This window comes from Eoetvoesiella sp., assembly GCF_035555955.1.
Classification (GTDB): Bacteria; Pseudomonadota; Gammaproteobacteria; order Burkholderiales; family Burkholderiaceae_B; genus Eoetvoesia.
Map to the genome: position 1 here is coordinate 1 of NZ_DATMGA010000056.1, position 23,661 is coordinate 23,661.

A 23,661-nucleotide genomic window follows, 5' to 3' on the forward strand; every position below is an offset into this window, starting at 1 on the left:
CCGACAGGATGATGGGCAGCGCGGTAATGCTGGAAAACGCCGCCAGCCCGAACACCACGTCGGCGCCGATCGTGCCGTTCGCGGCTTCGCCCAGCAGGCGCACCAACAGCACGCTTAGCCACACCACCAGCAAGGTGGAGAACACCACACCGGCATGGCTGAGTATTTCGGAAACAACAGAGCGCTTGAATAGTGACATAAGAAAAAATGCGAGATAATCAACAGTATCTTATAGACACTCTCGGGAATTCGCATGGAATTTAGCACACAGACCACCGCTTCGCTGCATCAGATCAAGACGCCCGCCCTGGCGGTCGGCGTATTCGCCGACGCGGTGCTCAGCCCGGCGGCCGACATTATCGACCGGGCCAGCAACGGCGCCCTGAAAAGCGTGCTGAAAAGCGAATTCCAGGCCAAGCCCAACACCCATCTCGTACTCAGAAACCTGCAAGGCGTATCGGCCACGCGCATTATTTTAATCGGCCTGGGCAAACAGGAAGCTTATAGCGCCAAAATCCACGCCGGCGCCGAACAGGCCTTCGCCAACTACTGCGTCCAGGCGCGTCTGGCCGACGGCGTTTCCGCACTAGCCGCAATAGAATGCCCCGGCTCCAGCCTGCAACAGCGCGCGCAGGCTGCCGCCATTGCCGCCGGCCAGGCCGTTTACCGCTACGACGCCACGTTCGGCAAGCGCGACGCCGACGCGCAGCCCAAGCTCAAGAAAATCGTCCTGTCCGTGGCCCGCAACCAGGCAGCCGAAGCGCAGCGCGGGCTTGCCGCCGGCAACGCCATCGCCAACGGCATGAACCTTACCCGGCACCTGGGCGACCTGCCCGCCAACGTCTGCACTCCCGCCTATCTGGGCAATACCGCCAAGAAGCTGGCCAAGGAGTTCAAGAACCTGAAGGCCGAAGTGCTGAACGTCAAGCAAATCGAAGCGCTCAAGATGGGATCCTTCCTGTCCGTCGCGCGCGGCTCGTACGAGCCGCCCGCCTTCATCGTGCTGCGCTACACGCCGCCCGCCGCCAAGGCCAAGGCCGGCGCCAAGGCGAAAGCGCCCATCGTCCTGGTGGGCAAAGGCATCACCTTCGATGCCGGCGGCATTTCACTCAAGCCGGCCAGCGGCATGGACGAAATGAAATACGATATGTGCGGTGCCGCCAGCGTGCTGGGCACGCTGCGCGCCGTCGCCGAACTGGAAATCGGCCAGGAAGTCATCGGCCTGATCCCCACCTGCGAAAACCTGCCCAGCGGGCGGGCCAACAAGCCGGGCGACGTGGTAACCAGCATGTCGGGCCAGACCATCGAAATCCTCAACACCGACGCCGAGGGCCGCCTGATCCTGTGCGACGCCCTGACCTACGCCGAACGCTTCAAGCCGGCGGCCGTCATCGACATCGCCACCCTTACCGGCGCTTGCATCGTGGCCCTGGGGCACGTCAACACAGGCCTGTTCTCGACCGACGACGCCCTGGCCGAAAGCCTGTTGCAGGCCGGCAAGGACGCCAACGACACTGCCTGGCGCCTGCCCCTGGAAGATGCCTACCAGGAACAGCTGCGCTCCAACTTCGCCGACATGGCCAATATCGGGGGCCAGCCCGCGGGTTCAGTTACCGCCGCCTGCTTCCTGTCCCGCTTCACCGGCAAATACCGCTGGGCCCACCTGGACATCGCCGGCACAGCATGGCGCAGCGGCAAGGACAAGGGCGCGTCGGGCCGGCCCGTGCCGCTTCTGGTGCAATACCTGCTCAACCAGGCATGAGCCGGCATTGCCGCCCGCAACGGCCGGCAGGCTCCCGACCTGGCGGGCGAGCCTGATGGCGCGCGTCGACTTCGCGTTCGGCGCGCCCGACCGCCTGCTTACGGCTTGCGAGGTCGTGGCCAAGCACTACCTCGCAAACCACCCTGTGGTGGTCTATAGCCAAAACGCCAGGCTGCTCGAACGGTTCGACCAGTTGCTCTGGAAGTTCGAACCCACGGCTTTCGTCCCCCACACCTATGCCGACGACCCTTTGGCGGCGCAGACGCCGGTGCTGCTGACAAGCGCCGCGCCCCAGCCGTCGATGGTGTCGGGCGACGATGCCGCCTGGCTGCTTAACCTGGACGAGCAATGCCCCGCCACCGCCGGACAGTTCGAACGCATACTCGAAATCGTCCCGCTCGACGACGACGAAGTCCGGGCGGCGCGGCAGCGCTGGAAGCACTACAAGGCCGAAGGGCATACCCTGCACGCCCACAATCTTTCGGAATCCAACTAGGGCCTGTTAACCCATATTTAGGAGTCGGGAAGCCACGGCCCATGCCGCTGCTCAATTTATTAAAAATAACTATAAATTATTAAAATAAAATAATTTGTTTGATAAGTATGGGCCGTGTTTAACTAATCCGCATCAACGCAGACGCTTTTGCCCACATTGGCATTCCACGCAAGGATCACCATGGCACTGTGCTCTACCGTTTTCACCTCGAGGCCGGCCCCACCCCCTTCGGCCTGGAACCCTTCTCTCCCCCACGCTTCCGTAATCCGGGCCGTCCCCGATGCTGTCGGCATATGCTCGAGAAACGGCCGGCTGCACTCTGGGGGATAAGCCGATCCGCGCAGTTCCTTCAAAAACGACCTTCAGAGGCATTGCACAATGCCCTTGGCAATAGAGGAGACATCCATGGAAGATCAAAAAGCCGTCGACGAAGTCAACTCCTGTCCCCCCATAGGCCGCACCGCGACCCTGGGCCTGCAGCACGTTCTCGTCATGTACGCGGGCGCCGTCACCGTGCCGCTCATCGTAGGCGGCGCACTCAAGCTTTCCCCCGAGCACCTCGCCGTCTTGATCAACGCCGATTTGCTTTGCTGCGGCCTGGTATCGCTGCTGCAAGCCCTGGGCATCGGCAGATGGATCGGCATCAGGCTGCCCGTCATGATGGGCGTCTCATATGCAGGCATCGCGCCCATGATCGCCATCGGCCTGAACCCTGAAATGGGCCTGACCGGGCTCTACGGTTCCATCATCGCGGCCGGGCTCATATGCTTTCTTCTCATGCCCCTGATCATCAGGGCATTGCCGCTGTTCCCGCCCCTGGTCACCGGCACTACCCTGTTGTCGCTGGGCACGGGCCTGCTGGGCGTAGCCATAGCTTGGGCCGGCGGGGGCTACAATGCGCCCGATTTCGGCAATCCGTTCTATATCAGCATCGCCGCCCTCGTACTGATCGTGACGCTGCTGGTGGCCCGATTCGCACGCGGCTTCTTCAGCAGCCTGGCTGTATTGGCGGGCATAGCGGCCGGAATGCTGGTTGCCATCCTGTTCGGCAAGGTCAGCCTGAGCGGCATCGACACTGTGCCCATGGTGGAAATGGTCCGGCCCTTCCAGTTCGGCATGCCCACCTTCGACCCTGTCGCCATATTCACCATGACCCTCGTCGTACTGATCACCATGGTCGAATCCATCGGACTGTTTTTCTCGCTGGGAGAAATCCTGAACCACAAGATCACGCGCGAAGAATTTACCCGAGGGCTTCGCGCCGACGCGCTGGGCGCGACGATCGGCGGCATTTTCAATGCCTTTCCCTATACCTCCTATGCCCAGAACATCGGCCTGGTCGGCATTACGGGAGTGCGCAGCCGCTACGTGTGCGCGGCAGGCGGCGTCATACTTATTCTACTGGGCCTGCTGCCCAAGCTCGCCCATATTATCGCCACCATCCCCCAATATGTGCTGGGCGGCGCGGCGATCGCCATGTTCGGCATGGTGGCCGCTTCGGGTGTACGCATTCTGCAGGGCGTGGACTTTCGGCACAATCGCCACAATACGCTCATTATGGCCATCAGCCTGGGGATAGGCATGATTCCAACCATGTCGCCCAATTTCTTCTCGGCATTCCCATCCTATCTGTCACCGTTCCTGCAAAGCGGCGTATTGCTGACCGTCGTCACCGCGGTCGTGCTCAATGTCATCTTCAACGGCGTACACCAAGGGCTGGAGAATCTTCCCAGCGAACCTCCCGTAGCCGAAGCCGTGCGCACTCTGCCTCCGGCCGGCCAGACTCCATAGGCGCTTCGGGGCCCGATCTCGACGGAAAACCATATGTCCGACACTTGCGATATCTTGTTCACGCGCGGCACCGTCGTTACTATGGACGATGAACGGCGCATCCTCCAGGACGCTGCTGTCGCCGTGCTCGGCAACCGAATCGCCGCCGTAGGCCCGACCGAGGAACTGGCCCATTGGCGCGCCGCGCGAGTCATCGACTGCCGCGGCCACGCCATCATTCCGGGCCTGATAGACAGCCACAACCATCTCTTCCAGGTCGCCGGACGCGGCCTGGGGGACGGCATGGCGCTCTGGCAGTGGCTGGGCGAATTCATGCTGCCGCTGGCCGCCAACATTTCTTCGGCCGAAGCCGTCGCCGCCGTGCGCGCCGGCGCCATGGAGGCGTTGAGCTGCGGCACAACCACCATCATCGACAACCATTACGCACCGGCCGACACTGCCACGACCCTGGCTGTCGCAGCGGCCCTGCGCGACATGGGGCTGCGCGGCGCCGTCGCCCGCGGCATGTTCGGTCCATTTACCGACGTCGCCCGCGACAACGGGCTCGACGCGGCCTTGTTCCTCCACGATACCGCCGACGAAATCGCCTCGATGCGCGAATGCCTCGAGCACTGGCGCGATGATCGGATCGCCATCTGGCCCTCCCCCATCAACATCATCTATAACGATCAGGAGCTGGTGCGCCAGTCGGTCGCGCTGGCAGCCGAGTTCGGGGTCAAATGGCAAACGCACTGCTCCGAGGCCCGCGTCGATCCTGAAATCTACGAGCGCGCCTATGGAGCGCGCCCGTTCGCCTGGATGGAACGCGAAGGCCTGCTGGATCAGAACGCCACCTTCGCCCATGCAATCTGGCTGGACGACGCAGAAGTGGAAATCGCAGGCCGGCGGCGCTGCGGCATCGCCCATAACCCTATGTCCAACGAATACCTCGCTTCGGGCGCCATGCGGCTCAAGGATTTGCGCACCGCCGGCGCAACGATAGGAATCGGTGCGGACGGAGCAGCCGGCCACTGTATGGATCTGTTCCAGATCATGAAACAAGTCATCTATGTGCAGCGCCTGGCACTGCTGGACCCCATCGCCAGCAATGCCTGGGACGCGTTCGAACTGGCTACGCGCGAAGGCGCCCGGCTGGCAGGCGTGGACGCCGGCCAGCTTGCCGTGGGGAAATTGGCCGACATCGCCGTCGTATCCTTGGACACGCCAGCTCAGGTTCCCTGTTTCGACCTTATCTGCAACTTGGTTTATTCCGGCTCGGGCCGGGACGTGACTCACACCATGGTAGACGGCAGGATCGTATACGAAAACCAGCGCCTGCAATGCGTGGACGGCGACGAAATCAAGCAACAGGCCCTCGATGCCTGCCGACAGCTCATAAGGCGCCTGAAGATTCCGGTGCGTGGAGATGGTGGACCACAGGCAAGCACTACTTGATTGTTCAGTTATTTGTAAGTTAATCTGCAAATACCTAAACTTTTTGCGAGTTTCGCACTCCAACCAAAGTATGGCCGGCATGGCTGCATCACGCATTTCAAAGCGAGCCGGGCTCAAAGTGCTATATTGAGCCAGATGTGCGCCTTTCGGCCTGCAACAACCTCGTCTATCGACACTAAAGGATCCAACATGAGCGACTTTCGTCAACCTTCCCTTCCTGGCCAAGAAGCGTACGCCGGCGGAGACGTTGTACGTAACCGCGTTCTGCGCAATACCTACTGGCTGCTGGCCCTGTCCATGATCCCCACCGTGCTGGGAGCCCTGGTCGGCTTGCACACCGGCATCAACAACGCCATGGCGACCAGCCCGGGAACCAGCGCCATCATCTTCCTCATCGGCGCCTTCGGCCTCATGTTCCTCATCGAGCGCAACAAGAACAGCTCGCTGGGCGTGGCCCTGCTGCTGGCCTTTACCTTCTTCATGGGCATCATGCTGTCACGCCTGCTGGGCCATGTAATGGGCTTTGCCAACGGCACCCAGCTCATCATGCTGGCATTTGGCGGCACGGCGGTGGTGTTCGGCGCCATGGCTTCGGTGGCCAGCACCACCAAGCGCGATTTCTCGCACTGGCAAAAATTTCTGTTCATCGGCGTCGTCATCCTGATCGTCGCCTCGCTGGCCAATATCTTCCTGCAGCTGCCGGCGCTGGTACTGACCGTATCCGTCATGGCCATCGTCATTTTCTCGGCCTTCCTGCTGGTCGACCTGCAGCGCGTCATCCGGGGCGGCGAAACCAATTACGTTTCCGCCACGCTGGCCATTTATCTGGACGTCTACAATATTTTCGCCAACCTGCTCATGCTGCTGGGCATCTTCGGCGGCGACCGGCGCTAAAAAAGCTGCCGCTACGCGTTCATAAAGCCCCCCTCCGGGGGCTTTTCCTTATGGTGGGACAGGCTGCGCGTCCAGCACGCGATTGAAGCGGAACAGGCGTTCGCGGCGCAGCACGCTGTCCAGAGCCTCGGCCTCGCGTCCCGCCTGGAGGGCGTCGTCGGCGATCAGGGTGCACTGGCTGCGCACCAGCTCGGGGGCGGACTCCCAGCAGCGCAGCAGCAACTGGTCGGGATCGAACAACTGCAGGCCGCGCTGACGCAATTCGGAACGGTTGAAATCGCGGGTATTGCGCGTCACGACCGCCACCGCACGGCCGGGGTGGCGCGCCTGGGCCGCCAGGGCGGCGGCAATGACATGCCAGTCTTTGGGATCGCTGCGTTTGAGCCCCTCTTTGAAGGCGGCGATATCGCCCTGATCCGCCATGGGAAACGCGGCCTGCAGCGCCTCCCATTGCACTTCCAGATCGGCAATGGGCACGCCCCACACCCGCGAGGCATTGCGCCGCCACTCATCGCCGATGACCGGGCTCCAGGCCGGCTGGAAGCAGCCGTGCCCGGCCAGCCTCAGCAGCAGGCGCCGCAGCACGTTGGAAATCAGCACGCAGGTGTCGATGACCAGGATATCGGGCAGGCCGCTCAAAATCGCTGCAGCTCCATCAGCACCTTGCGAGTGCGCAAGGGCCGCCCTGCCAGCAACTCGTCCAGGCGCTCGCGCAGGGAACGGCGCAATTCGGGCTCGCCTTGCGCATCGTCGAAGTCGGGCGCGGTCTCATCCACGCCATAGCCGGTTTCGTTCAGCAGTATCCACTCGAAGCGGCGCAAGGAGCCGGCCGCCTTCGAGCCCTGGGCCAGTTGCAGCAAAGCGGCATCGTAGGCGTCGAACAGCACGGGATGGGGGTCTTCGCGCGGCAGCAGGCGCAGCAGAAGCTCGTTCATGTACCAGGCCGACATATGGGCGCGGCCCCCCAGGGTATGGATGCCCAGGGATTCGGCGCGCACGAGGGTCTTGATTTCGCCGGCGCCGCTCCAGGAAAGCGCTAGGGGCTGGAACGCGCTGAGAACCGGGCGCAGCGCGGAATACGGGCGCTTGGCGCCCTTGGCCACCAGCGAGACATTGCCGTGCTCGCCGGTAAACACGTGGACGATCAGCGAGGTTTCACGCCAGGGTGAAGCGTGCAGCAGATACCCGCGGGCATCCTGGACACGATTCGCGCGTCTACTCATACCCGAGTTCGCGCAACGCCCCTTCGCGGTCCGACCAGCCTTTGCGCACCTTGATGTAGACGTCGAGAAAAACCGGCTTGTCGAGCAGCTTTTCCATGTCCTGGCGCGCTTCCGAGGCGATGCGCTTCATGTGCGCGCCGCCCGTTCCCAACAGGATGGGCCGGTGGCTTTCGCGCTCGACGACGATGCAGGCCGCAACGCGGGCCCCGCTGTCGGTTTCTTCCCATTGTTCGATGACGACGGTGCAGCCGTAGGGCAGCTCGTCGCCCACCAGGCGGAATATCTTTTCGCGCACCAGCTCGGCGGCGATGAAACGCACGGAACGGTCGGTAAGCGCCTCGGTGTCGAACATGGGTTCGCCCACAGGCAGACGCGATGCGATCTCGGAAAGCAGGTTCTCGAGCTGGATGCCGCGCGAGGCGCTGACCGGCACGACCGCCGCGTAGGGGTGCTGGGCCATGATTTTGCTGACATAGGAGAACATGGCGTTCTTGTCCTTCAGCGCGTCGACCTTGTTGACGACCAGAATGGTGTTGTCGCCCTTGGGCAGCAGCGGCAGGAGCTGGGCGTCGCCGGCGGACCATTTGCCTGCCTCCACCACGTGCAGCACGACGTCCACGTCGGCCAGCGCCTGGGTTACCACGCGGTTCATCATGCGGTTCATGGCGCCGCCATGCCGCGTCTGGAAACCGGGGGTGTCGACGAACACGAACTGCTCATGCTCGCGGGTCAGCACGCCGTGGATGCGATGGCGGGTGGTTTGCGCCTTGCGCGAAACAATGGAGATCTTGCTGCCGATGAGCGTATTGGCCAATGTGGACTTGCCGACATTGGGACGGCCGACGATGGCAACGAAACCGCAACGGAATTCCTGACTCATTTGCGCTCCTGGGGAACCCCCACGGGCAAGGACAGCTGCGTGGACTTGCGCGCGCGCGGCCGGGAACCCGAGCTCTTGGCCGGAGCTTGCGCCTGGATGGCGGCGATGGCCTGCGTGGCCGCCAACTGCTCGGCGGCGCGGCGGCTGGAGCCGGCGGCGCCGACCTTGATGTCGAGCTTGGGAATGGCGCACTCGACTTCGAACATTTGATTGTGGGCGGCGCCATGCGTGGCCACCACGGTATACAAAGGCAGGTCGAGCTTGTTGCCCTGCAAGAGCTCCTGCAGCAGGGTCTTGGGGTCTTTGCCTAGGGTCTTGGGGTCGATGTTCTGCAATATGGGTGCGTACAGGCGGGAAATGACTTTTTGCGCCGCATCGAAGCCCGAATCCAGGAACACTGCGCCGAAAATGGCCTCGACGGTATCGGCAAGTATGGACGGACGGCGGAATCCGCCGCTTTTCAGTTCGCCTTCGCCCAGGCGCAAGTACTGTGACAAATCGAGCTTTTGCGCGATTTCGGCCAGGGACGACTGCTTGACCAGATTGGCGCGCGACCGCGACAGGTCGCCTTCGTCGATCTTGGGAAAACGCTTGAACAGCAAGGCCGCCACCACAAAATTAAGCACCGAGTCGCCCAGGAATTCGAGGCGCTCGTTGTGGTGCGAACTATGGCTGCGATGCGTAAGTGCCTGTTCCAGCAGGGCTTTGTCGCCGAACTGGTAGTCGATAGCCGTTTCGAGAGTCGCAATATTGACCATTAGTGGAACCGGCCTATACGGCTGGGCTCGCTAAAATTCATCCAGATGAAGAATGCCCGCCCGACTATGTTCTGTTCCGGCACAAAGCCCCAATACCGGCTGTCGAGACTGTTGTCGCGGTTGTCGCCCATCATGAAATAATGCCCGGGCGGCACCGTGCAGCGCACGCCGTTGCCCAGGTATTCGCAATTGTTTCGATAAGGATAGTCCGAAATAGGCATAAAGTCTTGCCGGGCCTGCTTATTGAGCAGAATATCGTGCTTCACCGTGCCCAGTTGCTCGGAATAGCGTCCGACGTAGGCGGACCGGTCCGGCTCGAAATAGTCGCCGTCGCGCGTGTGCTGGATTTCCTGTCCGTTGATATACAAGGTTTTATTCTGGTAGAGCACGACATCGCCCGGCACGCCCACCACCCGTTTTATATAGTCCACGCTGGGATCGACCGGATAGCGGAACACCAGGACGTCGCCGCGCTTGGGTTCGCCGATGGGAAGCACTTTTTTGTCGATGATGGGCAGGCGCAGGCCGTATTCGAACTTGTTGACGAGAATCAGGTCGCCGTTTTCCAGGGTGGGCAACATGGACCCCGAAGGGATGCGGAACGGTTCGACCACGAACGAGCGCAAGACGAAGACGAATAGAATCACCGGAAAAAAGCTGACACAGTATTCGATCCACCAGGGCACGCGATGCGCTTCGTCGTAGGCCTGCTGGCGCAGCCGCGCCGCCTCGAAGGTGCCGACCCCCGTTGGGTTGGCATCGAATATCGCCATGGCCGCGGCACCCCGCTGGCGCCGCCGGGAGCGCAAATACGCCAGATCCAGAAGCCAGACGGCTCCCGTCACCACCAGCAACACGAACAAAATCAGCGCAAAGTCCCAGCTCATATACGGCACACCTTTTTTTGAATTACTTGTCTTCCACCTGCAAAACAGCCAGAAACGCCTCTTGGGGAATTTCGACGTTGCCCACCTGCTTCATGCGCTTCTTGCCGGCTTTTTGTTTTTCCAGCAGTTTTTTCTTGCGGCTGATATCGCCCCCGTAGCACTTGGCCAGCACGTTCTTGCGCAGGGCCTTGACGCTTTCGCGGGCGATGATGTCGGCGCCGATGGCGGCCTGGATGGCGATATCGAACATCTGGCGCGGAATCAGGCCACGCATCTTGGTCACCACCGCCCGGCCCCGGAAGCGCGCGCTGCTGCGGTGCACCATCATGGCCAGGGCATCGACGCGGTCGCCGTTGATCAGCAAGTCGACCTTGACAACGTCGGAGGCCTGATACTCTTTGAACTCGTAATCCATGGACGCGTAGCCGCGCGACACCGACTTGAGCTTGTCGAAGAAGTCGAGCACGATCTCGGCCAGCGGCATTTCGTAGGTAAGATGCACCTGGCGGCCATGGTAGGCCATGTTGATCTGCACACCGCGCTTGGACATGCACAAAGTCATGACGGCGCCCACGTATTCCTGCGGCATGAACAAGGTGACCGTCACGATGGGCTCGCGGATTTCCGCGATGCTGCCGACGTCGGGCATGCGCGAGGGGCTTTCTATCATGCTGACCGTGCCGTCGCGCTGCACGACCTCGTACACGACGGACGGCGCCGTCGTGATGATGTCCATGTCGAATTCGCGCTCCAGCCTTTCCTGCACGATCTCCATGTGCAGCAGGCCCAGGAAGCCGCAGCGAAAGCCAAAGCCCAGCGCCTGGGAAACCTCGGGCTCGAACATGAGCGAGGAATCGTTGAGCTTGAGTTTTTCGAGCGAATCGCGCAATTGGTCGTATTCGCTGCTTTCCACCGGATACAGCCCGGCAAACACCTGCGGCTTGACCTCTTTGAAGCCCGCCAGCGGCTCGGAGGCCGGCCTGGCGGCCAGGGTGACGGTATCGCCCACCTTGGCGTGTTCCAGTTCTTTGATGCCGGCGATGACGAAGCCCACTTCGCCGGCGGACAACTGGCTGCGCGGCTCGGACTTGGGCGTGAAAACGCCGATCTGCTCGCACAGGTGGTTGGCGCCGCTGGCCATGAGCAGGATTTTGTCTTTGGGCCGCAGCACGCCGTTGACGATGCGCACCAGCATGACGACACCCACATAGTTGTCGAACCAGGAGTCGATAATGAGCGCCTGCAGCGGTTTTTGCGAGTCGCCCTTTGGAGGCGGCACCTTGGCCACGACAGCCTCCAGGATGTCGTCGATGCCCACGCCCGTCTTGGCGCTGGCCAGGATGGCGTCGGAGGCGTCCAGCCCGATGACGTCCTCGATTTCCTTGCGCGCGCCCTCGGGGTCGGCCGACGGCAGATCCATTTTATTGAGGACGGAAATGACCTCGACGCCCAGCTCGATGGCGGTATAGCAGTTGGCGACGGTCTGGGCTTCGACCCCCTGCGTGGCATCCACGACCAGCAGGGCACCCTCGCAGGCCGACAAGGAACGGCTGACTTCGTATGAAAAGTCCACGTGGCCCGGGGTGTCGATGAGGTTCAGCGCATAGACCTTGCCGTCTTTGGCCTTGTAGCTCAGGGAGGCTGTCTGTGCCTTGATGGTAATACCGCGCTCGCGCTCGATATCCATGGAATCAAGCACTTGGGAAGACATTTCCCGGTCGGCCAGGCCACCGCAACGCTGAATCAGACGATCGGCAAGCGTGGACTTGCCATGATCGATGTGGGCAATAATGGAGAAGTTGCGGATATGATCCATACACCAATACGAGGAAGCCCGGGGCCGCGCCCAGGGCAATGTTAGAAGGCACAAGCAAAGAGGAGCGCACAGAGCGCTCCTCTTGCCTTTAATGCAGCATTTTAGCCGTTTCTGAGGATTATTTTCCGGGTGTTACGGGAACCCATTGGGTTTGACCGTCGCGCAGCACCAGCAAGGCCGCCGCCTGCTTCTTGGGCAGCTCGGAAACCAGCTTGGCGAACTGCTTGGGATCGGTAACGTCCTTGTTGTTCACGACCAGGATGACGTCGCCCGGCAGCAGGCCCGCCGTGGCGGCCGGGTCGTCGGCCTCGGTCACCAGCACGCCGCCCTTGAAATTGCCCTTGCTGCGGGTGGCTTCCGGAACCTCGGTCACCTTCAGGCCCAGCGCATCGGCCGCCGTCGCCTTGGGTGTGGCTGGCTCGGAGCCCGCTGCGGCCGTTTCGGCGGCGGTCATTTCACCGACCTTGAGCTTGAGCGTCACGGTCTTGCCACGGCGCCAGACCTCCATGGTTGCATGGGTGCCGGGCTTGGTCGCCCCCACGACGCGGGGCAGATCGGTCCAGTGCTTGATGTCGGTGCCGTTGAACTTGGTGATGACGTCGCCGGGCTGCACGCCGGCGTCCCTGGCCGGGCCGTCCGATGCCACGTTGCTGACCATGGCGCCCTGAGCCTTGCTCAGGCCGATGGCCTTGGCCACGTCGTCGGAAACCGGTCCGATCTGGACGCCGATGCGGCCGCGGGTAACCTTGCCGTGCTCTTTGAGCTGGGCAACGACGCGCATGACTTCGTCAATGGGGATGGACAGCGAAATGCCCATGAAACCGCCGCTTTGCGAGATGATCTGCGAATTGATGCCCACGACCTGGCCGGCCAGATTGATGAGCGGGCCGCCCGAATTGCCGGGATTGACGGCGACATCGGTTTGAATGAACGGCAGGTAGTCGCCGGTATCGCGGTTGATGGCGCTGACGATGCCCGCCGTTACCGTGGAATCGAGGCCGAAGGGCGAACCGATGGCCAGCACCCACTGCCCTTTCTTGAGCGTGTTGGAATCGCCGATGGGCAGAGGCGTAAGGCCCTTGGCGTCGATCTTGATGAGCGCCACGTCGGTGCGCGGATCGGTGCCGATGATCTTGGCCTTGTGCTCTTTGCCGTCGGTCATGGTGACGAAGATACCGTTGGAACCCGCCACGACATGGTTATTGGTAAGAATGTAACCGTCTTCGGAAATAATGAAGCCCGAACCGACACCGCGCGGCACGGTGCGTTCTTTTTCCTTGGGGCCGGGATTGGGAACACTGCGCTGGCGCTGGCCCGGCGCGGCGCCGGGCGGCACGAAATCTGGGCCGAAGAACCAGCGGAACATGTCATAGGGGTCGGTGCCCGGCCCGCCCATTCCGGGAGAGCGCACGGACACGGACTCGGTGGTGCGGATATTGACCACCGAGCCTTCCGTCTTGGCAACCACCGAAGTGAAATCGGGCAGCGCCAGTACCGGCACGGGAGCGGCCGAGGGCGCCGGCTGGGCCTGCACTGCCGCCGCGCCTGCCAGCGCGGCCATCGCCAGCACAAGGCACGCCGTCGCGGATCCCAGAATTAGCTTGATTTTTCGATCTGTTCTGCAGGACAAAGACATCGTGAAACTCCTTCAACAAAATCATTTATTGTTTTGCGGCCAACGGAACGTACTCGGTATGCTCCACGAGCTCGCGCAGGGCCTGGCCCGGCATTTCGCCAATGGCCGTCACCCAGTAATCGCCGATGCGGGAACCGAAAATGTTCATGGCGCCGTTATGGGCAAGCCCTTTGTGGGGGGCTTGTTCATCACGTCCGGCGGCGGTTTCGATAAACACCGATACTGCGGCCAGGCCATCGGAGTACACCAATTGCTTCACCGATTTGCCCGACTTCAGGGGGCGCGAAACCTGGGTAAGGAGTTCGAACCCCGGGGGTGCGGAAACCCGCCAGCCCAACTTTGCGACATCGACGGGCTCGGTGGAGCTCGTAACCACTTTCCAGCCCTGTGTGTTCCAGGGTGACGCCAGTTGGTCGACATGTACCTGATCGCGCAGCTTCAGCATGGAAAAAGCAACCTGGTCCACGACTTCACCGCGTCGGTTTAAGGTTTGTGTCTTGAGCAGCAAATTGGTTCCCGGCTCGATGCACAATTTATAGCCGTAGCGATATGCATCCTTGGGCACGATGTCGTAAACCGTGCACATATGCCCGGCAATGCGATTCGACCCACGGTGCTGCCTGAGGTCGTAATGGTCATCCAGTTTCTTGGCATCGCCCAACAGCAGCCCCGGAAAGCGATCGGCCCGGCTGGGCTCGATGATGACGGTTTTCTTTTCGGGGATCAGGCACTGGACGGAATCGTTCTGACGCAGATATTCGCGCGGCATGCCGTCGAGGATCTCGAGCCGCTCGCGCTCGCCGGTGCCGTCGACGACGTGGGTGAGTCGCGCCGACTGCATGCTGGCGCCCTGCTGGTAGGTAAGCACGCCGGCATAGTCGAGCTGGCGCGCCGCGGCCTGAACCTTAAGCAGTACGGAGGAAGGATTGAGCGCCGGCGCATCGGCGGCATGCCCTACCCGGATCGACAGACACGACCACAAGGCCAGAATACCCATGCCCAGGTAAAACGGCGCCGGCCGGGTCCGCCAGGAAGGAGTAGCGTGTACGCCGGCCGGCATTACCTGGAAGCCCCGGCGTCGAAGGAAACCTGGCGCACAGGCTCCACTCCTGCGAACTGCCGGTGCGCGTCGACATAATCGCGCAGTCCTGCGTCGTCGGACGCCGAAGCCATGATTTGAACCTGGCTGCCTGCCGGCTGTTCGCCGGAGGAGAAATACGGCATGGCCACCCACACCACCGTGACGACGGCCGCGGCGACGGCAATGCCGGACAACCCCATGCGTACGATGGAAGACTTGTGCCGATGCGGCGCGAGAATGGTGGGCTCGGCGTCGATGGCCTTGGACACCCGCGCATAGAACAGCTCGGAGGGCTTGAACGCCAGGTCCTCGCTACGCAGCGTATCGCCGATAAGGTGATAGGTATCCCATACCTGGCGGCCATAGGGTGAATCCAGGTCTTCAGTGCGAATCTCGCCCTCGCCGTCCAGCCATTCCGAAACGATGCTTTCCCAGGAAAGGGCTTCTTCGTCGACAGATTTAACCACAACTTGCATTGTGAACTCCTTACCACCGATGCTCGGCATTGGTGTCCAAAACAGGGCGCAGCTGCGCCGCAATCGCCTCGCGCGCCCGAAAAATGCGCGAACGCACCGTGCCTATGGGGCAATTCATGGTTTGAGCTATGTCTTCGTAGCTCATTCCTTCGATTTCGCGCAGCACAATGGCTGTGCGCAGGTCTTCGGGCAGGGCGCCAATGGCCTGGTTGACCGTTTCGACGATTTCGCGGCTGGCCGCCACCGACTCCGGCGTACTTATATCGGTTAGGTTGTCAATTTGATTAAAAGTTTCACCGTCCTGGGTCTCAATTACATTTGGCGAACTGGGACGGCGTGAGTTGCTCGCCTGCCAGTTGCGCGCGGTATTGATGGCAATACGGTAAAGCCAGGTATAAAACGCGCTGTCGCCGCGAAACTGGCCGATGGCCCGATAGGCCTTGATGAAGGCCTCTTGCGCCACATCCTCGACCTCGCCCGGGTCGCGGATCATGCGGGACAGCAAACGCATGATTTTTCGTTGGTATTTGAGAACCAGAAGGTCGAACGCGCGCTTGTCGCCCTTTTGCACCCGGGCGACCAGTTCGGCGTCGATGTCGCGTTCGCTCACGCCGCCCCCCTATGCGCGGCCGCAACCGTCCCGCCGGCCGCCAGCACGCACAGACGGCGCCAGGCCGGCGCGGGTGTGCCGGCGCGCCAGACGGTAAGCTCGGGCCCCGCGCAGCCCGTGCCGGCTTCGGTAAATCGCAGCGTCACCCACCCCATGCCTTGCCAGGCCCGGGCCAGCGACAGCCGCAGGAACGATTCGCCCATGGACAATCCCCACTCGCCTTTATCATTGATGGTCAGCACCCCTGCCGGGCACGCCAGGCCCCATTGAGGGTGAAACCTGAAGCGCCATAAAAAGTACAAGGCGACAGGCATAGTGTATAGGGAAACATAGGCCAGGCTGAACAGGGCCGCCAGGGCAAGCGCCCAGGCAAACAGGCCCATCCGGCGCGGACGCCGGATGGGCCATTGATTCGCGCGGCTCATGCCGGAATCCGGGTTCAAAGCCGCCTTACGACCATGGAGCCGTTGGTGCCGCCAAACCCGAAGGAGTTCGACAGGGCGACGTCGATCTTCATGTCACGCGCCTGGTTGGCGCAGTAATCGAGATCGCACTCGGGATCCTGATTGAAGATGTTGATGGTGGGAGGCGAAACCTGCTTGTACACCGCCAGCGTGGTGAAGACCGCCTCGATGCCGCCTGCGGCTCCCAGCAGATGCCCGGTCATGGACTTGGTGGAATTGACGACCAGTTTTTTCGCATGGTCGCCGAAGGCCAGCTTGAGCGCCTCGGTTTCGTTTTTGTCGCCCAGGGGCGTGGACGTGCCATGCGCGTTGACGTAATTCACTTCGTCGCCGTTGATGCCGCCGTTGCGCAGCGCGTTGACGATGCCGCGGCGCGGGCCATCGCGATCGGGCGACGTGATGTGATGGGCGTCGGAGCTCATGCCATAGCCCGAGAACTCGCCATAGATGCGCGCGCCGCGCTTGCGGGCGTGTTCGTACTCTTCGAGCACCAGCACGCCGGCGCCCTCGCCCAGCACGAAGCCATCGCGATCGACATCCCAGGGGCGCGACGCCGTTTCGGGATCGTCGTTGCGCGTGGACAAGGCGCGCATGGCGGCAAAGCCGCCGATGCCCAGGGGCGACACCGTGGATTCGGCCCCGCCGGCGACCATGACGTCGGCGTCGCCGTACTCGATGAGGCGGGCCGCATCGCCGATGGAGTGCAAGCCCGTGGTGCAGGCGGACACCACGGCATAGCTGGGCCCCTTGAAGCCAAGCGCAATGGACAGTTGGCCGGAAATAAGATTGATGAGCGAGGCCGGCACGAAGAACGGCGAGATCCGGCGCGGCCCGCGCTCGAGGTACTCGACCTGGGTTTCTTCGATGCGGGGCAGCCCGCCGATGCCCGAGCCGACGATGACGCCGATACGCTCGGCGTTGGCCTCGGTGACTTCCAGCCCGGCATCCCGCCAGGCCTGCATGCCGGCCGCCATGCCGTAATGGATGAAGGTGTCCATTTGCTTGGCTTCCTTGGCCGACATGTATTGCGTAACGTCGAAATCCTTGACTTCACCCGCTATCTGCGCATTGAACGGCGTGGGGTCGAAGCGCGTGATGCGGCCGATGCCTGAGCGCCCATTGACGATATTGTCCCAAGCACTTTCGATATTGTTGCCAACGGGCGAGACAATACCAAGACCGGTAATGACGACTCGTCGCTTCACGGATGACTCCTAAAATGAAAAGGCGGTTCGCAGCAAACACACCGGCCACCGCACTGGATCGAAGGCCAGCCACGATAGCGGGGAGTTTTTTTGGGAAACCGCCCAGTGCGCGACACGGCTACGCCGCACACGCCATAAAAGTTAATGACTACTTGCTGTGCGATGTGATGTAGTCGACAGCTTGCTGGACCGTCGTGATTTTCTCGGCCTCTTCGTCCGGAATTTCGGTTTCGAATTCGTCTTCGAGTGCCATCACAAGCTCGACCATATCGAGCGAATCGGCACCGAGGTCGTCAAGGAAGGAAGATTCGTTTTTGATCTCGGCCTCGTTGACGCCAAGTTGTTCAGCGACGATCTTCTTGACGCGCTGTTCGATGCTTTCCATGCAGATCTCCAATTTGGGAAAAATTCCCGCGAAATTATAGCCAAACGCAAAAACGTTGTGCGTTGGCCATGACCAAAAAACCGTATCCCCGGACAAAACGACATTTTCCATTATTTATGCGCCTTGTCTATTCGGGAACACCTCTAAGCTGACGCTGGGATTTTACCCTGTTCAGCCAATTATTCCATTTCTCCATCAACCGTGCACCTTGCCGGGAGCGGCGGCATTGCCCAGGCAATACCTGCTGTTCGCCCCGGCGCGCACGCCTGGTGGAGAAACGAATTACATGTACATGCCGCCATTGACGTGCAGGGTCGTGCCGGTAATGTAGCCGGCTTGCGGCCCGGCCAGGAACGCCACGGCATTCGCCACATCGGCGGCGGAACCCAGGCGGCCCAGCGGAATCTGCGTCAGCAGGGCCGCTGTCTGGGTTTCGCTGAGGGCCCGGGTCATGTCGGTTTCGATGAAGCCCGGCGCCACGCAGTTCACAGTGATGTTGCGGCTGCCCAGCTCGCGCGCGAGCGCGCGAGCCATGCCGGCCACGCCGGCCTTGGCGGCGGCATAATTGGCCTGGCCCGGATTGCCGCTGGAGCCCACCACCGACGTGATATTGACGATACGCCCCCAACGGGCCTTCATCATGCTTTTGAGCACGGCGCGCGACAGCCGGAACACCGACGACAAATTCGTCTGCAGCACGGCGTCCCAATCCTCGTCCTTCATGCGCATGGCCAGGGTGTCCCGGGTAATGCCGGCATTGTTCACCAGAATATGGGGGCCGCCGTTGTCCTGGCCGAGTTCGGCAATCAGCGCATCGCAAGCCGCCGCGTCGTTCACGTCGAGGACGACGCCCCGGCCGTGGTGTTCGGCCAGCGCTTCGGAAATGGCGTCCGCGCCGGCCTGGGAGGTGGCGGTGCCGACGACCCGCGCGCCGCGGGTGGCCAGCTCCTGGGCGATGGCCTTGCCAATACCCCGGGTGGCGCCAGTCACCAGCGCGATTTTTCCATCGAGTTCTTGTACCTGCACGTTAGTTTCCCTGTAAATTTTCCAGAGCCGACTCCAGAGAAGCCGGATCGGTAATGGCCAGGCCCACGAGATCGCCGTCTATGCGCTTGGTCAACCCGTTGAGCACCTTGCCCGGCCCGCATTCTACAACGTGCGTAACGCCCTGGGCCTTCATGGCCTGGATGGTTTCGACCCAGCGCACGGAGTGCCAGGCCTGCCGAACCAGCGCATCCTTGATGGCGGCGGGGTCCGAAGGGCTTAGTACATCGACGTTATTGACAAGGGGAATCGCCGGGGACTGCAGCGCAATATCGGCCAAAGCGCGTTCCAGCACCAGGGCGGCGGGCTTGAGCAGGCTGGAGTGGAACGGCGCCGAAACCGGCAGGACCAGGGCGCGCTTGGCGCCCGCCGCCTTGGCCAGCTCGCAGGCGCGCTCGACGGCGGCCTTATGCCCGGCAATGACCACCTGGGCGGGAGCATTGAAATTGACGGCTTCCACGATTTCGCCCTGCGCCGCCTGCTGGCAGACGGTCTTGACGGCATCGTCGGACAAGCCCAGCACGGCCGCCATGCCGCCCGTGCCGACCGGCACGGCGGCCTGCATGGCATCGGCGCGTACGCGCACCACCCGCACCGCATCTTCCAGCTTGAACGCACCCGCGGCCGTCAGGGCCGAATATTCGCCCAGGCTGTGCCCTGCCACCAGGGCGGGAGCCTTGCCGCCCGCCGCTTCCCAAGCGCGATACACGGCCACGGCGGCCGCAAGCATGACCGGCTGGGTGTTGGTTGTAAGGTTCAGTTGGTCGGCCGGCCCCTGGGCGATCAGGGTATTCAAGTCCTGTCCCAGCGCCGCCGAAGCCTGTTCCAGGGTCTGCGCCACAGCGGCGTTGCCGGCCCACGCATCGAGCATGCCGACGGACTGCGACCCCTGCCCCGGAAAGACAAAAGCGATTTTCATGGTGTCTTAAGCCTATTGATTTTAGAAATGAAGAAAGGCGTGCCCACTACATCCTGGCCAGCACCGACCCCCAGGTGAAACCGCCTCCCACGCCCTGCATCAACACCAGGTCGCCGGCCTTGATGCGGCCGTCGCGGCGCGCGGCATCCATGGCCAGGGGCACGCTGGCCGCTGACGTATTGGCCTGCTTGTCGAGGGTAACCACCACCTTCTCGATGGGGATGTGCAGCTTTTTGCTCAGGAAATTCAGGATCCGGACATTGGCCTGGTGCGGCACCAGCCAGTCGACTTCCTCGAGCGCCACACCCGCCTGGGCGCACACATCGGCCGCCGACTGCGACAGCGCATTGACGGCCATCTTGAACACCGCCTGGCCGTCCATGCGCAGGAAGGGATCGCCCACGACGCTGCCGTGCGACACATTGCCGGCCGCATACAGGATGTTCATGTGGCTGCCGTCCGCGTTGAGCTGGGCGCCGAGGATGCCGGGTTCATCCGAGGCCCGCACGACCACCGCGCCTGCGCCGTCGCCGAACAACACGCAAGTGCTGCGATCGTTCCAGTCGAGTATGCTGGAGAACACCTCGGCGCCGATTACCAGCGCCGTCCTGGCGCGGCCGGCCCGGATGAAGACTTCAGCCGTCGTCAGGGCATAGACGAAGCCGCTGCACACCGCCTGCACGTCGAACGCAGCGCCCTGCTTGATGCCCAGGCCCGCCTGAACCAGGCAGGCCGTGCTGGGGAAGATGAAATCGGGCGTCGAGGTGGCAACGATGATCAGGTCGACGTCTTCCGGCGCGATGCGCGCATCCTGCATGGCGGCGCGGGCCGCCTCGATGGCCATGGAGCTGGTCTTGACGCCGGGATCGGCGATGTGGCGCTGGCGGATGCCGGTGCGGGTGACGATCCACTCGTCGGAAGTTTCGATGTTGCGGGTCGCCATGTCGGCAGCCAGTTCGTCATTGCTTACGACCCGGGGCGGCAAATAGCTGCCCGTCCCCACTATCTTTGCATAAGGCATAGTCACTTCCATCAAACCCCCGGATCGACGCAGGAGTCGGCAGTATCGTTGGGAATCTTCGTCGATTGTTCAGCGGCCGCCTGCAGGCTGCGGCGAAGAAGGTGAATGGCATCGGTCGTGCCGTCGAGCAGGCCGTTGTGCACGGCCTCGCGCGCGCGCGCAAGCGCACAGCCGAATGCGTAGCGGTCGGCCGAGCCGTGGCTTTTTACGACGATGCCGCGCAGACCGAGCAGGACCGCGCCATTGTAGCGGCGGTTATCGACCGTGTCGCGGAAACGATTGAGCACAGGCTTGGCGACAAGGCCCGACAGCATGGACAAGGCATCGCGCCCGAATTCGGCCCGCATCATGGTGGACACCATCTTGGCCAGGCCTTCGAGGGATTTCAGCACGACGTTGCCGACGAATCCATCGCAAACGATGACGTCGACCGTGCCTTTGCAAATGTCGTCGCCTTCGACATTGCCGTAAAAATTGAGCCCGCTTGCGCGCAGCAGCTCGGCCGCCTGCTTGACGACCTCGTTGCCCTTGATGACTTCCTCGCCGATGTTCAGCAAACCCACCGTGGGCTGCGGGCGACCGTACAGCGCCGTGACCAGCGCGGTGCCCATGATGGCGAACTGCAGCAGGTGCTCGGCCGTGCAGTCGACGTTGGCGCCCAGGTCGAGCATGGTGGTTGCGCCGCCCTTCTGGTTCGGAATGGACGTGGCAATGGCCGGGCGGTCGATGCCGTCCAGCATTTTGAGCACGTAGCGCGATATGGCCATCCAGGCGCCGGTGTTGCCCGACGACACGCAGGCATCGGCCAGGCCGTCCTTGACAGCCTGAACCGCGACCCTCATGGAGGAATCTTTTTTGCGGCGCAGCGCCACTTCGACCGGGTCATCCATGAGGACGACTTCGGACGCCGCCAGAACCTGGAACCAGTCGTCGCTCGTACAGCCCAGGGATTTCAACTGGCCCTGAATGCCAGCTTCATCGCCGACGAGCAAAAAACGGGTGTCGGGATTGCTTCGGGCAAAATCCCAGGCAGCGGCAACCGTTACCGGCATGCCGATGTCACCGCCCATGCAATCGACAGCGATTCGAATCTTGGTTGTCGACATCAAATGCGCAATCTGGACAAGATCGCAGAACGCGACGGATTATTCGTCGTTCTTGGTTTTGAGGACTTTACGACCGCGATAAACGCCGTTGGGGCTGATGTGGTGGCGCAGGTGCAATTCGCCCGTGGTGGGCTCGATAGCCGTGGGAGGCGTGGTGATGAAATCGTGTGCACGATGCATACCGCGCTTCGACGGACTCTTTTTGTTTTGCTGAACGGCCATGATGACTCCTGGAAAACGGGTCGCTATTGTACGCGATGGATCCCGCAAGGTTTAATACAAATTCAATCTTTCTTTAACTTGCCCAGCGCCGCGAACGGCGATGGGCGAACTGCTGCATCGGGCGGCGTTTCGTCCCGCAAACCGGGCAACGCGGCGTCCGATGGACAAACATCGTGCTTGGGCACGTACGGCAGGCTCAAGATGAGCTCGTCCTCGACCAGCGACAGCACGTCGAAGCGCCTTGCGCCCACGATGCGCTCTATGCTTTCCCCGAACTCGTCGTCCGGCATGTCGTCGAGGTCGGCTTCCGAATTGACCAGTTGCAAGCGGCTGTCCGAGTCGATCGGCCAGTCCAGCGGCAGCAGGCAGCGCTGGCAGCTCAACCTGGGACACGCCTGGACATGCAGCCGCAAAAACCGCTCGCCGGCGGTATTACGCTCGCCCTGCAAGGACCACTTGACGGCCGAGCCCTCAGCCTGGTCGGGCAAGCCGCCCAGAAACCGGGAAAAACGCGGCAGCGGCAATTCGCCGCCAGTGTCCTGGCCAAGCTGGGTAAACTCGTAGGTATCGATATACTGCACAGCACTCATCGCACTTTCCGCCCAACCATCCTGGCAACCGGCCTAACCAAGCAATCAGGATAGCTTGATTACATCAACCTGGTCGCCTGGCCAAGATTGCAAGATTAGGAAAACATTAGATAATAACGCTTTTGGCTGAACACAGTCAAACCAACTTAATCCCCGCCCCGCCATGCGTCTCATCCTTGCATCAAGCTCGCGGTATCGCCAGGAAATGCTCGCCCGCCTTGGCCTGCCATTTGCCGCCATTCCGCCCAATATCGACGAAACCCCGCAGCCGCGGGAAACCCCCGAACGGCTTGCCCTTCGGCTGTCGATCGAAAAGGCCCGGGCTGTTGCGGCGCAGCATCCCGACTCCCTTGTCATCGGTTCGGATCAAGTAGCCACCATCGACGGCTCGCCCATCGGCAAGCCGGGCAGCTTCGAGCGCGCCCAGGAACAACTGCGCCGCCTCAGCGGCCAGGCCGTGGAATTCCACAGCGCGCTGTGCGTCACCGACGGCAGGCGCCAGGAAACCGCCGACATCGTCACCATATGCCGGTTCCGCACTCTAGGCGATGCCGAAATCGACGCCTACCTGCGGCGCGAACGCCCTTTCGATACCGCCGGCAGCGCCAAGGCCGAGGGGCTGGGCATCGCGCTGATGGACAGCATGCAGTCCGACGATCCCACCGCTATCATAGGTTTGCCGCTGATCGCCCTGTGCCGCATGTTGCGCTCTTTCAACCTGAATCCTTTGCTATCGGACTTGTCATGAACCCTGCCGCCGGATCCCTGCACCTGATTCCTGTGGGCCTTGGAGAATCCGCCCCCGAAACCTGGCTGCCCCAGGCCGTGCGGGAGCTTGCCGGACGGCTCACCACCTACATTGCCGAAAACGCCAAGACCGCCAGGGCCTTTCTCAAGCTCGTCGGCACGGCGGTTCCGCTGCAGGAAATCACCATTCACACGCTCACCGAGAAAACCGACG

25 protein-coding genes and 2 pseudogenes are annotated in these 23,661 nt (G+C 62.1%); 7 read left to right on the plus strand and 20 right to left on the minus strand.

Annotation, left to right across the window (positions count from 1 at the left end):
- Positions 1–199: pseudogene (locus VNT00_RS13480) on the minus strand (LPS export ABC transporter permease LptF); the annotation flags it as partial.
- A 54-nt stretch (positions 200–253) separates the two neighbouring features.
- On the opposite strand from VNT00_RS13480, the gene VNT00_RS13485 reads away from it, so the two are divergent.
- The 5 genes from VNT00_RS13485 (at position 254) to VNT00_RS13505 (ending at position 6,377) form a co-directional block, all read left to right on the plus strand.
- On the plus strand, positions 254–1,762 hold the full coding sequence (locus VNT00_RS13485) for a leucyl aminopeptidase (RefSeq protein WP_325588299.1): 1,509 nt from the start codon (positions 254–256) through the stop codon (positions 1,760–1,762).
- A 55-nt stretch (positions 1,763–1,817) separates the two neighbouring features.
- Positions 1,818–2,258 carry a DNA polymerase III subunit chi gene (locus VNT00_RS13490; RefSeq protein ID WP_325588301.1) on the plus strand — a complete coding sequence of 147 codons (441 nt, stop codon included), beginning with the start codon at positions 1,818–1,820 and terminating at the stop codon, positions 2,256–2,258.
- A gap of 405 nt (positions 2,259–2,663) precedes the next feature.
- Positions 2,664–4,049: a nucleobase:cation symporter-2 family protein gene (locus VNT00_RS13495; RefSeq protein WP_325588303.1), complete on the plus strand. Its 1,386-nt coding sequence runs from the start codon at positions 2,664–2,666 to the stop codon at positions 4,047–4,049.
- Positions 4,050–4,082: 33 nt separating this feature from the next.
- A complete protein-coding gene (locus VNT00_RS13500) occupies positions 4,083–5,483 on the plus strand; it encodes an amidohydrolase family protein (protein ID WP_325588305.1) in 1,401 nt (466 codons plus the stop codon).
- 189 nt (positions 5,484–5,672) lie between these two features.
- Entirely contained in the window at positions 5,673–6,377 is a 705-nt protein-coding gene (locus tag VNT00_RS13505; protein ID WP_325588307.1) for a Bax inhibitor-1/YccA family protein, read from the plus strand.
- Positions 6,378–6,425: 48 nt separating this feature from the next.
- Here the strand turns inward: VNT00_RS13505 and VNT00_RS13510 are convergent, their stop codons facing one another.
- From VNT00_RS13510 to VNT00_RS13600, 19 genes are all read right to left on the minus strand, one after another.
- Positions 6,426–7,016, minus strand: a complete 591-nt coding sequence (locus VNT00_RS13510) for a PIN domain-containing protein (protein WP_325588309.1) — start codon at positions 7,014–7,016, stop codon at positions 6,426–6,428.
- Positions 7,013–7,600 (minus strand): DNA repair protein RecO, encoded by a 588-nt coding sequence (gene recO, locus VNT00_RS13515; protein WP_325588311.1) that lies wholly within the window; start codon positions 7,598–7,600, stop codon positions 7,013–7,015. The genes VNT00_RS13510 and recO overlap by 4 nt, the downstream gene beginning before the upstream one ends.
- Positions 7,593–8,480 carry a GTPase Era gene (gene era, locus VNT00_RS13520; RefSeq protein ID WP_325588313.1) on the minus strand — a complete coding sequence of 296 codons (888 nt, stop codon included), beginning with the start codon at positions 8,478–8,480 and terminating at the stop codon, positions 7,593–7,595. Before era ends, recO begins: the two co-directional genes overlap by 8 nt.
- Positions 8,477–9,238, minus strand: a complete 762-nt coding sequence (rnc, locus tag VNT00_RS13525; protein WP_325588315.1) for a ribonuclease III — start codon at positions 9,236–9,238, stop codon at positions 8,477–8,479. The genes era and rnc overlap by 4 nt, the downstream gene beginning before the upstream one ends.
- Entirely contained in the window at positions 9,238–10,125 is an 888-nt protein-coding gene (gene lepB / locus VNT00_RS13530; RefSeq protein ID WP_325588317.1) for a signal peptidase I, read from the minus strand. The genes rnc and lepB overlap by 1 nt, the downstream gene beginning before the upstream one ends.
- Before the next feature lie 22 nt (positions 10,126–10,147).
- Positions 10,148–11,941, minus strand: coding sequence for a translation elongation factor 4 (lepA, locus tag VNT00_RS13535; protein ID WP_325588319.1), 1,794 nt, complete (start codon positions 11,939–11,941; stop codon positions 10,148–10,150).
- Positions 11,942–12,059: 118 nt separating this feature from the next.
- Entirely contained in the window at positions 12,060–13,502 is a 1,443-nt protein-coding gene (locus tag VNT00_RS13540) for a DegQ family serine endoprotease (protein ID WP_325588348.1), read from the minus strand.
- 100 nt (positions 13,503–13,602) lie between these two features.
- Positions 13,603–14,637, minus strand: coding sequence for a MucB/RseB C-terminal domain-containing protein (locus VNT00_RS13545; protein ID WP_325588321.1), 1,035 nt, complete (start codon positions 14,635–14,637; stop codon positions 13,603–13,605).
- Complete coding sequence (locus VNT00_RS13550; RefSeq protein WP_325588323.1) at positions 14,637–15,134, minus strand: sigma-E factor negative regulatory protein; 498 nt, start codon at positions 15,132–15,134, stop codon at positions 14,637–14,639. The genes VNT00_RS13545 and VNT00_RS13550 overlap by 1 nt, the downstream gene beginning before the upstream one ends.
- Positions 15,135–15,144: 10 nt before the next feature.
- Positions 15,145–15,744: an RNA polymerase sigma factor RpoE gene (rpoE, locus tag VNT00_RS13555; protein WP_325588325.1), complete on the minus strand. Its 600-nt coding sequence runs from the start codon at positions 15,742–15,744 to the stop codon at positions 15,145–15,147.
- Positions 15,741–16,169 carry a hypothetical protein gene (locus VNT00_RS13560; protein WP_325588327.1) on the minus strand — a complete coding sequence of 143 codons (429 nt, stop codon included), beginning with the start codon at positions 16,167–16,169 and terminating at the stop codon, positions 15,741–15,743. Before VNT00_RS13560 ends, rpoE begins: the two co-directional genes overlap by 4 nt.
- A gap of 14 nt (positions 16,170–16,183) precedes the next feature.
- Positions 16,184–17,413 (minus strand): beta-ketoacyl-ACP synthase II, encoded by a 1,230-nt coding sequence (gene fabF / locus VNT00_RS13565; protein ID WP_325588329.1) that lies wholly within the window; start codon positions 17,411–17,413, stop codon positions 16,184–16,186.
- Positions 17,414–17,561: 148 nt separating this feature from the next.
- Positions 17,562–17,798: an acyl carrier protein gene (gene acpP / locus VNT00_RS13570; RefSeq protein ID WP_113931879.1), complete on the minus strand. Its 237-nt coding sequence runs from the start codon at positions 17,796–17,798 to the stop codon at positions 17,562–17,564.
- A 282-nt stretch (positions 17,799–18,080) separates the two neighbouring features.
- A complete protein-coding gene (fabG, locus tag VNT00_RS13575; RefSeq protein ID WP_325588333.1) occupies positions 18,081–18,824 on the minus strand; it encodes a 3-oxoacyl-ACP reductase FabG in 744 nt (247 codons plus the stop codon).
- 1 nt (position 18,825) lies between these two features.
- Complete coding sequence (gene fabD, locus VNT00_RS13580; RefSeq protein ID WP_325588335.1) at positions 18,826–19,761, minus strand: ACP S-malonyltransferase; 936 nt, start codon at positions 19,759–19,761, stop codon at positions 18,826–18,828.
- 46 nt (positions 19,762–19,807) lie between these two features.
- The gene (locus VNT00_RS13585; RefSeq protein WP_325588337.1) at positions 19,808–20,794 is read right to left on the minus strand and encodes a beta-ketoacyl-ACP synthase III; all 987 of its coding nucleotides are present in this window, start codon (positions 20,792–20,794) and stop codon (positions 19,808–19,810) included.
- Positions 20,794–21,888: a phosphate acyltransferase PlsX gene (gene plsX, locus VNT00_RS13590; protein ID WP_325588339.1), complete on the minus strand. Its 1,095-nt coding sequence runs from the start codon at positions 21,886–21,888 to the stop codon at positions 20,794–20,796. Before plsX ends, VNT00_RS13585 begins: the two co-directional genes overlap by 1 nt.
- Before the next feature lie 39 nt (positions 21,889–21,927).
- The gene (gene rpmF, locus VNT00_RS13595; RefSeq protein WP_325588341.1) at positions 21,928–22,110 is read right to left on the minus strand and encodes a 50S ribosomal protein L32; all 183 of its coding nucleotides are present in this window, start codon (positions 22,108–22,110) and stop codon (positions 21,928–21,930) included.
- 62 nt (positions 22,111–22,172) lie between these two features.
- Entirely contained in the window at positions 22,173–22,700 is a 528-nt protein-coding gene (locus tag VNT00_RS13600) for a YceD family protein (protein ID WP_325588343.1), read from the minus strand.
- A gap of 163 nt (positions 22,701–22,863) precedes the next feature.
- On the opposite strand from VNT00_RS13600, the gene VNT00_RS13605 reads away from it, so the two are divergent.
- Together VNT00_RS13605 and VNT00_RS13610 are read left to right on the plus strand one after the other, a co-directional pair.
- Positions 22,864–23,448, plus strand: a complete 585-nt coding sequence (locus VNT00_RS13605; protein ID WP_325588345.1) for a Maf family nucleotide pyrophosphatase — start codon at positions 22,864–22,866, stop codon at positions 23,446–23,448.
- A pseudogene (locus VNT00_RS13610) lies at positions 23,445–23,661 on the plus strand (SAM-dependent methyltransferase); the annotation flags it as partial. The gene VNT00_RS13605 and the pseudogene VNT00_RS13610, both read left to right, overlap by 4 nt.

Coding starts and splice junctions, on each gene's coding strand:
- VNT00_RS13485 (WP_325588299.1), top strand. CDS start 254: ATGGAATTTAGCACACAGACCACCGCTTCGCTGCATCAGATCAAGACG.
- VNT00_RS13490 (WP_325588301.1), top strand. CDS start 1,818: ATGGCGCGCGTCGACTTCGCGTTCGGCGCGCCCGACCGCCTGCTTACG.
- VNT00_RS13495 (WP_325588303.1), top strand. CDS start 2,664: ATGGAAGATCAAAAAGCCGTCGACGAAGTCAACTCCTGTCCCCCCATA.
- VNT00_RS13500 (WP_325588305.1), top strand. CDS start 4,083: ATGTCCGACACTTGCGATATCTTGTTCACGCGCGGCACCGTCGTTACT.
- VNT00_RS13505 (WP_325588307.1), top strand. CDS start 5,673: ATGAGCGACTTTCGTCAACCTTCCCTTCCTGGCCAAGAAGCGTACGCC.
- recO (WP_325588311.1), bottom strand. CDS start 7,600: ATGAGTAGACGCGCGAATCGTGTCCAGGATGCCCGCGGGTATCTGCTG.
- era (WP_325588313.1), bottom strand. CDS start 8,480: ATGAGTCAGGAATTCCGTTGCGGTTTCGTTGCCATCGTCGGCCGTCCC.
- rnc (WP_325588315.1), bottom strand. CDS start 9,238: ATGGTCAATATTGCGACTCTCGAAACGGCTATCGACTACCAGTTCGGC.
- lepB (WP_325588317.1), bottom strand. CDS start 10,125: ATGAGCTGGGACTTTGCGCTGATTTTGTTCGTGTTGCTGGTGGTGACG.
- lepA (WP_325588319.1), bottom strand. CDS start 11,941: ATGGATCATATCCGCAACTTCTCCATTATTGCCCACATCGATCATGGC.
- VNT00_RS13540 (WP_325588348.1), bottom strand. CDS start 13,502: ATGGCCGCGCTGGCAGGCGCGGCGGCAGTGCAGGCCCAGCCGGCGCCC.
- VNT00_RS13545 (WP_325588321.1), bottom strand. CDS start 14,637: ATGCCGGCCGGCGTACACGCTACTCCTTCCTGGCGGACCCGGCCGGCG.
- VNT00_RS13550 (WP_325588323.1), bottom strand. CDS start 15,134: ATGCAAGTTGTGGTTAAATCTGTCGACGAAGAAGCCCTTTCCTGGGAA.
- VNT00_RS13560 (WP_325588327.1), bottom strand. CDS start 16,169: ATGAGCCGCGCGAATCAATGGCCCATCCGGCGTCCGCGCCGGATGGGC.
- acpP (WP_113931879.1), bottom strand. CDS start 17,798: ATGGAAAGCATCGAACAGCGCGTCAAGAAGATCGTCGCTGAACAACTT.
- fabD (WP_325588335.1), bottom strand. CDS start 19,761: ATGAAAATCGCTTTTGTCTTTCCGGGGCAGGGGTCGCAGTCCGTCGGC.
- VNT00_RS13585 (WP_325588337.1), bottom strand. CDS start 20,794: ATGGAAGTGACTATGCCTTATGCAAAGATAGTGGGGACGGGCAGCTAT.
- plsX (WP_325588339.1), bottom strand. CDS start 21,888: ATGTCGACAACCAAGATTCGAATCGCTGTCGATTGCATGGGCGGTGAC.
- rpmF (WP_325588341.1), bottom strand. CDS start 22,110: ATGGCCGTTCAGCAAAACAAAAAGAGTCCGTCGAAGCGCGGTATGCAT.
- VNT00_RS13600 (WP_325588343.1), bottom strand. CDS start 22,700: ATGAGTGCTGTGCAGTATATCGATACCTACGAGTTTACCCAGCTTGGC.
- VNT00_RS13605 (WP_325588345.1), top strand. CDS start 22,864: ATGCGTCTCATCCTTGCATCAAGCTCGCGGTATCGCCAGGAAATGCTC.